The sequence below is a fragment of the Citrobacter sp. wls613 genome (assembly GCF_005281195.1).
GTDB classification, from domain to species: Bacteria; Pseudomonadota; Gammaproteobacteria; order Enterobacterales; family Enterobacteriaceae; genus Citrobacter; species Citrobacter gillenii.
Genome location: NZ_SZXN01000013.1, coordinates 108485 through 118472, shown reverse-complemented (window position 1 = coordinate 118472; position 9988 = coordinate 108485). Strand labels below are relative to the sequence as shown.

General features: G+C 53.4%; 8 protein-coding genes. 6 read left to right on the top strand and 2 right to left on the bottom strand.

Going from position 1 to position 9988, the window contains the following annotated elements:
* Positions 1-60 precede the first annotated feature (60 nt).
* Positions 61-1410 carry a lysine-sensitive aspartokinase 3 gene (lysC, locus tag FDX01_RS03320; RefSeq protein WP_117343613.1) on the bottom strand — a complete coding sequence of 450 codons (1350 nt, stop codon included), beginning with the start codon at positions 1408-1410 and terminating at the stop codon, positions 61-63.
* 283 nt (positions 1411-1693) lie between these two features.
* On the opposite strand from lysC, the gene pgi reads away from it, so the two are divergent.
* From pgi to psiE, 6 genes are all read left to right on the top strand, one after another.
* A complete protein-coding gene (pgi, locus tag FDX01_RS03315) occupies positions 1694-3340 on the top strand; it encodes a glucose-6-phosphate isomerase (RefSeq protein WP_137399218.1) in 1647 nt (548 codons plus the stop codon).
* A gap of 470 nt (positions 3341-3810) precedes the next feature.
* Positions 3811-4053 (top strand): exopolysaccharide production protein YjbE, encoded by a 243-nt coding sequence (yjbE, locus tag FDX01_RS03310; RefSeq protein WP_096758736.1) that lies wholly within the window; start codon positions 3811-3813, stop codon positions 4051-4053.
* 140 nt (positions 4054-4193) lie between these two features.
* Positions 4194-4832 (top strand): YjbF family lipoprotein, encoded by a 639-nt coding sequence (locus FDX01_RS03305; RefSeq protein WP_115259714.1) that lies wholly within the window; start codon positions 4194-4196, stop codon positions 4830-4832.
* On the top strand, positions 4829-5566 hold the full coding sequence (locus FDX01_RS03300; RefSeq protein ID WP_137399217.1) for a capsule biosynthesis GfcC family protein: 738 nt from the start codon (positions 4829-4831) through the stop codon (positions 5564-5566). The genes FDX01_RS03305 and FDX01_RS03300 overlap by 4 nt, the downstream gene beginning before the upstream one ends.
* Positions 5566-7662, top strand: a complete 2097-nt coding sequence (locus FDX01_RS03295) for a YjbH domain-containing protein (RefSeq protein ID WP_137399216.1) — start codon at positions 5566-5568, stop codon at positions 7660-7662. Before FDX01_RS03300 ends, FDX01_RS03295 begins: the two co-directional genes overlap by 1 nt.
* A 175-nt stretch (positions 7663-7837) precedes the next feature.
* A complete protein-coding gene (psiE, locus tag FDX01_RS03290) occupies positions 7838-8248 on the top strand; it encodes a phosphate-starvation-inducible protein PsiE (RefSeq protein ID WP_096758732.1) in 411 nt (136 codons plus the stop codon).
* A 44-nt stretch (positions 8249-8292) separates the two neighbouring features.
* Here psiE and xylE read toward each other — a convergent pair whose 3' ends face one another.
* Positions 8293-9768 carry a D-xylose transporter XylE gene (gene xylE / locus FDX01_RS03285; RefSeq protein ID WP_096758731.1) on the bottom strand — a complete coding sequence of 492 codons (1476 nt, stop codon included), beginning with the start codon at positions 9766-9768 and terminating at the stop codon, positions 8293-8295.
* Positions 9769-9988: the final 220 nt, after the last annotated feature.

The following is a 9988-nucleotide window of genomic DNA, read 5'->3' as shown; positions in this document are numbered from 1 at the left end:
GCCTACGAATTCACCGTAGGCCCGATAAGGCGTTTCGCCGCATCCGCCATCCGGCTGGTATTACTCAAACAAATTATGATGCAGTTTCTGTACGACCTGCTCGGCTTCGCTGCCCGGCACCAGGAAGCACAGATTATGGCTGGATGCGCCGTAGCAAATCATGCGGATGTTGAACGGTTCCAGCACGCCGAACACCTCTTTTCCCACGCCGCAGGCTTTAGACAGGTCGTTCCCGATCAGGGCGACCAATGCCAAACCTTCTTCTACCTCGACCCGGCACAGCGCAGACAGCTCCATCAGCAGGGATTGCGTGAGCAGCGTATCGCCGGTGGACGTTGAACCGGTGGTATCCAGCGTCAGTGCGACGCTGACTTCTGAGGTTGTTATCAAATCCACCGAGATATTGTGGCGCGCCAGGATGCCGAACACTTCCGCTAAAAACCCGCGAGAATGCAGCATATTCAGGCTATGCAGAGTCAGCAGCGTTTGCTTGCGACGCAGCGCCAGGGCACGAAATAGCGGTGGATTCTCGGTTTTATTACACACCAGTGTGCCACCTGCTTTGGGGTCTTTGCTGGAGCCGACAAACACCGGAATATCGCTACGCACGGCAGGGAGCAGCGTCGCCGGGTGCAGGACTTTTGCGCCGAAGGTCGCCAGTTCTGCGGCCTCTTCAAAGGCAATTTCATCAATGCGTTTTGCGGCTGGCACCACGCGCGGGTCGGTCGTGTAAATGCCCGGTACATCGGTCCAGATATCGACGCGCGTGGCGTGCAGGGCTTCTGCCAGCAAGGCGGCGGTATAGTCGCTGCCGCCGCGCCCCAGCGTGGTAGTGCGGCCTTTGCTTTCGCTGCCGATAAAGCCCTGGGTGATCACCAGACCTTCTTCAAGGCGCGGTGCCAGCTGCAGCGTGGCCAGTTCAGACAGCGCCACGACATCTGGTTCTGCGCGACCAAAACGATCGTTGGTACGCATCACTTTACGTACGTCAAACCACTGCGCCTGAACATTACGCTCGCGCAGGATCTCGACAAACAGCAGGGTGGACATCAGTTCACCGTGGCTGACCAGTTCGTCAGTCAGCGCGGTTGAGGTCGCCAGCGAAGCCGCTTCCGCCAGCGTGGTGATATTTTCCAGCAGACGTTCGATCTCTTCGCGGATCACGTTTGGATAACGCAAACGCTCCAGAATATCGAACTGGATCTGACGAATAGCGTCGAGTTTCTCGAAGCGTTCAGTTGCCTCCAGCCCTTCAGCCAAAGCGACCAGCAGGTTAGTAATACCCGCTGAAGCGGAAAGCACCACTAAACGGACGTTAGCATCGGAAAGCACCACATCAGCGCTGCGGTTCATGGCGTCGAAATCCGCGACGCTGGTACCGCCAAACTTGGAGACAACTACATCAGTCATAACTACCTCGTGTCAGGGAATGAATAGAGCGACCATGGCACAAGGGCAGAACGGAAACCGGTGCAGGCGCAAATACCGTATTTATAAATAAAAGGTGTGAGGGATACTGTCAATGCTGGGATTATGCGGATTTTTCATGCTGCTGTAGCCCTGAGTAACCGAGCTTATAATTACCCCTGTTTGATGGACGCCAGGACAACGGCACTAAAACAATCACACTTTTCTGTGACTGGCGTTACAATCGATCTCAGTCACAATTCTCAAAATCAGAAGAGTATTGCTAATGAAAAACATCAATCCAACGCAGACCTCAGCCTGGCAGGCACTACAAAAACACTTTGAAGAGATGAAAGACGTTACGATCGCGGACTTGTTCGCGAAAGATAGCGATCGTTTCGTCAAGTTTTCCGCAACGTTTGACGATTTGATGCTGGTGGATTTTTCCAAAAACCGCATCACCGAAGAAACGCTGGCGAAACTGCAGGACCTGGCAAAAGAGACCGACCTGAGCGGTGCTATCAAGTCCATGTTCTCCGGTGAGAAGATCAACCGTACGGAAGATCGTGCAGTGCTGCATGTGGCGCTGCGCAACCGTAGCAATACCCCGATCATCGTGGACGGCAAAGATGTGATGCCGGAAGTGAATGCGGTGCTGGAGAAGATGAAATCCTTCTCTGAAGCGATTATCTCCGGCAGCTGGAAAGGCTACACCGGCAAAGCGATTACGGATGTGGTGAACATCGGTATCGGTGGCTCCGACCTCGGTCCGTTCATGGTGACCGAAGCGCTGCGTCCGTACAAAAATCACCTGAATATGCACTTTGTGTCTAACGTCGATGGTACGCACATCGCCGAAGTACTGAAGAAAGTGAATCCGGAAACCACGCTGTTCCTGGTCGCCTCTAAAACCTTCACCACCCAGGAAACCATGACCAACGCCCATAGCGCGCGCGACTGGTTCCTGGCGACCGCCGGTGATGAAAAACACGTGGCAAAACACTTCGCGGCGCTGTCCACCAATGCGAAAGCAGTCGGTGAGTTCGGTATCGATACGGCCAACATGTTCGAGTTCTGGGACTGGGTTGGCGGTCGTTATTCCCTGTGGTCAGCGATTGGTCTGTCGATCATCCTGTCCGTGGGCTACGACAACTTCGTTGAACTGCTGTCCGGCGCGCACGCCATGGATAAACATTTCTCCACTACCCCAGCGGAGAAAAACCTGCCGGTACTGCTGGCGCTGATCGGTATCTGGTACAACAACTTCTATGGTGCCGAAACCGAAGCCATTCTGCCGTACGACCAGTATATGCACCGCTTTGCGGCCTACTTCCAGCAGGGCAACATGGAATCCAACGGTAAATACGTTGACCGTAACGGCAATGCGGTGGATTACCAGACTGGCCCAATCATCTGGGGTGAGCCGGGGACCAACGGTCAGCATGCGTTCTATCAGTTGATCCACCAGGGGACCAAAATGGTGCCGTGTGATTTCATCGCTCCGGCTATCACGCATAACCCGCTGTCTGACCACCATCCGAAGCTGCTGTCTAACTTCTTCGCCCAGACCGAAGCGCTGGCGTTTGGCAAGTCTCGTGAAGTGGTTGAACAAGAATACCGCGACCAGGGTAAAGATCCGGCGACGCTGGACCACGTTGTGCCGTTCAAAGTGTTCGAAGGCAACCGTCCTACGAACTCTATCCTGCTGCGCGAAATCACTCCGTACAGCCTGGGTGCACTGATTGCGCTGTATGAGCATAAAATCTTTACTCAGGGCGTTATCCTGAACATCTTCACCTTCGACCAGTGGGGCGTAGAGCTGGGCAAACAGCTGGCGAACCGCATTCTGCCTGAGTTGAACGATGATCAAGAGATCAACAGCCATGATTGCTCGACTAACGGTTTGATTAACCGTTATAAGTCCTGGCGTTAATCAGCTTCTTCCTTCGAACCGCAGCGGTGTTGGCTGCGTTCGTTAACCCCGGTCACATAGTAATCTATGCTCCCGGGGATTAACGGGCTTGCCGCCTTGCTGCAATTCGAATGAATTTACTGATTACTTATAAAAAAAGCCGATATTATTATCGGCTTTTTTTATAAGATAATTTATCTTGTCTTCCGCATTACATGGGATTTAATTGAGTTTAATCCTAAAATAATTATACCACGTTAGATTTAACACAATAATTTTCAGATTTTACGGATATTGCATTATTTATGTATTTATTACATGTGATTGATTTATATTGATTTGTGTATTTTTTAATAATGTTATCTCCCACTTTTTTCTAATTATCCTAAATTCCTGCGCGGCGTAATTTACACACTTTCGGTTGTGTATACTCGATCTCGCCCGAAATTCTTTTGGGTAAATCTCCATTCATACAATGAAGGGATATTGTGATGAAAAAAGTACTGTATGGCCTGTTGGCTATATCTGCGCTTGCGACGACCTCTGTCTATGCTGCCCCCGTTCAGGTGGGGGAGGCGGCAGGGTCGGCAGCCGCGTCGGTTTCGGCAGGAAGTTCCTCCGCAACCAGCGTGAGCACCGTAAGCTCCGCGGTGGGGGTCGCCCTGGCGGCAACCGGCGGTGGCGATGGTTCGAATACCGGAACCACCACCACCACGACCACCAGTACCCAGTAATTCCGGTACGTAGCCCCTGAAGTATGAAGGGGATTAACCATAACCACACTTCGGTGTGGTTATTTTGAATTTCCAAAAGCCTGTGGGATTTGTAGGCCGGGTAAGCGTCGCGCCACCCGGCAATAATGCGGAGAAACGTCGTGATGCGACCAGCGCTCATATTGGTTTGTCTGTTATTACAGGCGTGTTCAGCTACCACCGAAGGGCTGGGTCATTCGCTGTGGCAAAGCGTGTTGGGTACTCCCGGCGTACAGATGACGGATGATGATATCCACAACATGCCTTACGCCAGCCAGTACATGCAGCTTAACGGCGGTCCGCAGCTGTTTGTGGTGCTCGCTTTCGCTGAAAACGGGCAGCAGAAATGGGTCACCCAGGACCAGGCCATGCTCGTAACGCAACACGGGCGTCTGGTGAAAACGCTGCTGGGCGGAGACAACCTGATCGCGGTGAATAATCTGGCGGCGGACCCGCTTATCAAACCAAACCAGATTGTTGATGGCGTCACCTGGACCCGCACGATGGGCTGGACCGAGCATAAGCAGGTGCGCTACGCCACTGCCCGTTCGGTCTTCAGATGGGACGGCACTGACAGCATTCGGGTTGCCAGCGAAGATACCCCGGTACGCGTACTGGATGAAGAAGTCACCACCGATCGGACTCGCTGGCATAACCGTTACTGGATCGACAGTGACGGGATGATTCGCCAGTCAGAGCAGTATCTGGGTGCGAATTATTTCCCGGTGAAGACCACGCTGATCAAGGCGGCAAAATCATGATGAAACGAATGATTACCGCGCTGACTTTTAGCCTTTGTGCGGCATCTGTTTTTGCCGCAGGAACGGTAAAAGTGATCACCTCAGGCAGTGCAGAACCGAAAACGCTGACCGGCGCGGAACATCTTATCGATCTGGTGGGTCAACCCACGCTGGCGAATAGCTGGTGGCCCGCGGCGGTGATCGGGGAAGAGCTGGCGACGGTTACCGCGCAGCGCCAGCAACAGACGCTGTTGGGACGGCTGGCGGCGCTGAGTGCAGAAGAAGGCGGCGACGATGCAGCCGCTATCAACACGCTACGCCAGCAAATTCAGACCCTGAAGGTAACCGGCAGACAGCGGGTGAATCTCGACCCGGACGCGGTGCGGGTGAGTGAACGGGGGAATCCGCCGTTGCAGGGCAACTACACGCTGTGGGTTGGGCCTCAGCCAACGGAAATCACCCTGTTTGGCGCGATCAATCATCCGGGTAAACAGCCGTTTATGCCAGGGCGTGATATCGCCAGCTATCTCGCCGGACAAAGTCTGCTGAGCGGTGCAGATCGCAGCTATGCGTGGGTGGTCTATCCCGATGGACGCACGCAAAAAGTACCGGTCGCTTACTGGAATAAACGTCACGTTGAGCCGATGCCCGGCAGCATCATTTTTGTTGGGCTGTCTGACTCTGTCTGGAGCCGCGCCCCGGATCAAATCAATGCCGACATTCTTCGTACTCTGACCCAGCGGATACCTGAATAATGAGAAAAACTTATCTGCTCAGCCTGCTGGCGCTGGGTATCAGCACGGCCTGCCACGGTGAAACGTACCCTGCGCCGATTGGGCCTTCCCAGTCTGACTTTGGCGGTGTGGGGCTGCTGCAAACGCCAACCGCGCGGATGGCGCGTGAAGGGGAAATGAGCCTCAACTACCGCGATAACGATCAGTACCGTTACTACTCCGCGTCGGTGCAGTTGTTCCCGTGGCTGGAAACGACCTTACGCTATACCGATGTGCGCACCAAAAAATACAGTAGCGTGGAGTCATTTTCAGGCGATCAGACGTATAAAGACAAAGCGTTCGATCTCAAATTGCGATTGTGGGAAGAGAGCTACTGGATGCCGCAGGTCGCGGTTGGCGCACGGGATATCGGCGGAACCGGTCTGTTTGATGCGGAATACATCGTGGCCAACAAAGCCTGGGGGCCGTTTGATTTCTCGCTTGGTCTTGGCTGGGGATATCTTGGTACCAGCGGCAATGTGAGTAATCCGCTGTGCTCGTACAGCGATAAATTCTGTTATCGCGATAACAGCTATAAACAGGCGGGCTCCATCGACGGTAGCCAGATGTTCCACGGCCCTGCGTCACTGTTTGGCGGCGTGGAATACCAGACGCCCTGGCAGCCGCTGCGCCTGAAGCTGGAATATGAAGGTAACAACTACCAGCAGGATTTTGCCGGCAAGCTGGATCAGAAGAGCAAGTTTAACGTCGGCGCCATTTACCGCGTCACCGATTGGGCCGACGTTAATCTCAGCTACGAGCGCGGTAATACCTTTATGTTCGGCGTCACGCTACGCACGAACTTCAACGATCTGCGACCAACGTATAACGATAACGCGCGACCGCAATATCAGCCCCAGCCGCAGGATGCCATCCTGCAACATTCGGTGGTGGCGAATCAGCTCACGCTACTGAAATACAACGCCGGGCTGGCGGATCCGAAACTCCAGGTGCAGGGCGATACGCTGTACGTGACCGGCGAACAGGTGAAATACCGTGACTCGCGGGAAGGGAGCGAACGGGCAAATCGGATCGTAATGAACGATCTCCCTGAGGGGATCCGTACGATCCGTATTACGGAAAATCGCCTGAATTTACCGCAGGTCACCACCGAAACAGATGTTGCGAGTCTGCAGGATCATCTGCAAGGCGAGCCGCTGGGCCATGAAACACCGCTGGCGCAAAAGCGCGTGGAGCCCGTGGTGCCGCAGACCACCGAGCAGGGCTGGTATATCGATAAATCACGCTTTGATTTTCATATCGATCCGGTGCTCAATCAGTCCGTGGGCGGCCCGGAAAACTTCTATATGTATCAGCTGGGTGTCATGGGAACGGCAGATCTGTGGGTGACAGACCATCTGCTCACGACCGGCAGTCTGTTTGCTAACCTGGCCAATAACTACGACAAGTTTAACTACACCAATCCGCCCAGTGATTCACATTTGCCGCGGGTCCGTACTCACGTCCGTGACTACGTGCAGAACGATGTGTATGTGAATAACCTGCAGGCCAACTACTTCCAGTCACTCGGCAACGGGTTTTACGGACAAGTGTACGGTGGCTATCTGGAAACCATGTTTGGCGGCGCAGGGGCTGAAGTGCTGTACCGTCCACTGGACAGCAATTGGGCGTTTGGCGTTGACGCCAACTATGTGAAGCAGCGTGACTGGCGCAGTGCGCAGGACATGATGAAATTCACCGACTACAGCGTGAAGACCGGACATCTGACGGCGTACTGGAACCCGTCGTTTGCCCAGGATGTACTGGTAAAAGCCAGCGTGGGGCAGTACCTGGCGGGCGATAAAGGCGGGACCCTTGAAATCGCCAAACGCTTCGACAGCGGCGTGGTGGTCGGCGGTTATGCAACCCTCACCGATGCATCACCGGATGAGTATGGGGAAGGTGATTTCACCAAAGGCGTGTATGTCTCCGTGCCGCTGGATCTCTTCTCCTCGGGACCAACCCGCAGCCGTGCGGCAATTGGCTGGACGCCGTTGACGCGCGACGGTGGTCAGCAGCTTGGGCGTAAGTTTGGTTTGTACGATATGACCAGTGACAGGAGTGAGAACTTCCGTTGATGTGAATGTTGATCGCCCGGTGACGCTACGCTTACCGGGCCTACGGTAGGCCGGATAAGGCAAAGCCGCCATCCGGCAAGAACCGTTGTGTGAACAAAACATAAACAAAAAATGTAGATCTCCGTCACATTTTTGCGTTATACAGGAACTTCGCCATTGAGCAAAAGGGGCTGCTATGACGCCGATATCTCGTCCGCGCGTGGAGTTTATCTCCACGATGTTACAGACTGTGTTGAATCTTGGGCTACTGAGTCTGGGGCTGATTCTGGTGGTATTCCTCGGCAAAGAGACGCTGCATCTGGCGGATGTGCTGTTCGCGCCGGAACAAACCAGCAAATACGAGCTGGTGGAAGGGCTGGTGGTTTACTTCCTCTACTTTGAATTTATCGCGCTGATTGTGAAGTACTTTCAGTCAGGTTTTCACTTTCCGCTGCGCTACTTTGTTTATATCGGGATCACGGCGATTGTGCGGTTGATCATCGTCGATCATAAAGCCCCCATGGACGTACTGATCTATTCCGCGGCGATCCTGCTGCTGGTGATCACGCTGTGGTTGTGTAATTCCAAACGGTTGAAGCGTGAGTAAAAAATAACACGCCGCATTGGGCTGCGGCGTGTTGTTCACGTTGATTACTGCGCAGACGCGGGCTGCGTTTTCTCTGCTGCAGGTTCCCACAGCTCTTCGAGTTCTTCCAGCGTTTTGCCTTTGGTTTCCGGTACGAACTTCCACATAAACAGTGCCGCCAGAATGCCCATGCAACCGTAAATCCAGTAGGAGAAACCGTTGTGGAAATGGGCAACCAGCCACGAATTTTTGTCCATCATCGGGAAGGTCCAGGAGACAAAGTAGTTCGCCAACCACTGGGCGGCCACCGCAATGGCGAGCGCTTTGCCACGGATCGCGTTGGGGAAAATCTCAGCCAGCAGTACCCAGCACACCGGGCCCCAGGACATGGCGAATGCCGCAACATAAAACAGCATCGACAGCAGCGCCACCAGACCAGAAGCCTGGGTATAAAACGCAGTACCGAGGCTGAACATGCCGATGGCCATACCCAGCGCGCCAATAATTTGCAGCGGTTTGCGGCCAAATTTATCGACCGTCATGATCGCCAGCACGGTGAAGCTCAGGTTGATTACGCCCACGATGATGGTCTGCAACAGCGCGACGTCGGTGCTGGCACCCAGGGTTTTAAAAACTTCCGGCGCGTAGTAGAGCACAACGTTGATGCCGACGAACTGCTGGAAGATGGACAGCATGACGCCGATGACGATGACCGCAGTGCCAAACATCAGCAGACGCCCGCCTGTTTTGCGACCGTGCTCCAGTGACTGATTGATCTCCTGCATCGCCTGGGTAGCAAGATTGCTGCCCATAATTTTGCGCAGAATACCTTCCGCCTGCTCGTGTCTGCCGCGCGCCATCAGCCAGCGTGGGCTTTCCGGTACGGTATACAACAGTATTAAAAACAGCAGGGCGGGAATGCTTTCAGAGGCAAACATATAACGCCAGCCATCGGTATTCAGCCAGCTGGCGTCGCCGGAACGGGCAATAAAATAGTTTACGCAGTAGACCATCAGTTGCCCGAAAATAATCGCGAACTGGTTAAAGGAAACCAGTTTTCCACGAATATGTGCCGGGGCCAGTTCTGCGATATACATCGGTGAGAGCATGGAGGCTAAACCGACGCCGATACCACCAATAATGCGATAAATAACAAATTCGGGGACGTATCCGGCTAAATAAACAGGAACAGCATTATCCGGATTAATGGCGGTAAATCCTAATTCCGGCCATGCGGAACCGATGCCGGAAATAAAGAACAGGATCGCGGCGATTTTGAGTGAATCGCGACGACCAAAGCGGTTACTGCAATAGCCACCCAGCGCACCACCGATGATACAGCCAATCAGCGCGCTGGCGACGCAGAAGCCTAACAGTGAGTTTGCGGCGGATTCGCTCAGATGTTGTGGGGCGACAAAAACCGTATTTAAGGACTCGACGGTACCGGAGATGACGGCGGTGTCGTAGCCGAATAACAGTCCTCCTAATGTGGCAACTAATGTAATCGAAAAAATATAACTGGAATTATATTGGGTATTCATTCAGACCTGCCTTAGAAGATACAGCTCTTTTTATCAGTGTTGTGATGGTGGATTTAACAGGCAGGTATGACAATTATCATTTTTTACATTGCAATTACGTTTTGTCTTTTCTGTGATCTTCACTCTGTTTAATTAATGTCCGCTCAGGCGAGAAATAAAATTGCAGTGATGGCGAGCACGAAAGAAAATAATCGTAACCGCAATGCAAAATTACATAAAA